Raw genomic sequence first — 877 nt, forward strand, 5'->3', positions numbered from 1 at the left:
GTGACCCTGCGTCGGCACTGCATCCGGCGTCGAACCATTGATGCCGGCATTGGTCGAAGCCGACAGATAGGCCTCAAAGGTGTTCAGGGAGTTGACGTTCCCGCTCAGCGAGATTGACGGGCCGTCGTCGTGGAACGTCACATGCGAGCTGAGATCGAGCTTCTGGCTAGCGCTGTCGCCATCCTTGTCGGTCACCGTCGCCGTCAGCGTCACCAGACCACCGGTCAGGCTGATGCCCTCACCGGTGTCCGGGCTGGAGGCGGTCGGCTCGTGCACCGCACGATCCTGCGTCAAGGTCACGTCGCCGGTCACGGTGTTCACCGTCAGCGTGAACACCAGCCACGCCGCGTCATTTTCATGGCCGGTGACATAGCCGGAGATCGTGTTGCCAGTCTGATCGAGCACGACGCCAAGACCGGAGGCGCTGTCGATCAGATTGGTCGCGATACCGTTGTTCGCGATGCTCAGCGCATAGGCCGTGGTCGCGCCATCGGCGCCTGTCACCACCGTGAACGCACCCGCGAAGTTCTCCTTGTCGAGAGCGTGACCCTGCGTCGGCACTGCATCCGGCGTCGAACCATTGATGCCGGCATTGGTCGAAGCCGACAGATAGGCCTCAAAGGTGTTCAGGGAGTTGACGTTCCCGCTCAGCGAGATTGACGGGCCGTCGTCGTGGAACGTGACGTGGCTGCTCAGATCGAGGTTCTGCGCGGCGCTGTCGCCATCCTTGTCGGTCACCGTCGCCGTCAGCGCCACCAGACCACCGGTCAGGCTGATGCCCTCACCGGTGTCCGGGCTGGAGGCGGTCGGCTCGTGCACCGCACGATCCTGCGTCAAGGTCACGTCGCCGGTCGCGGTGTTGACCGTCAGCGTGAAC

The 877-nt window shown here is 64.0% G+C and carries 1 protein-coding gene; it reads right to left on the reverse strand.

Going from position 1 to position 877, the window contains the following annotated elements; genetic code table 11:
- Positions 1-877, reverse strand: an 877-nt coding sequence (locus AC628_RS44665) for a DUF5801 repeats-in-toxin domain-containing protein (protein WP_245321624.1), incomplete at both ends; no start/stop codon positions are given.

It is taken from the genome of Bradyrhizobium sp. NAS96.2 (assembly GCF_001908235.1).
Lineage (GTDB): Bacteria > Pseudomonadota > Alphaproteobacteria > Rhizobiales > Xanthobacteraceae > Bradyrhizobium.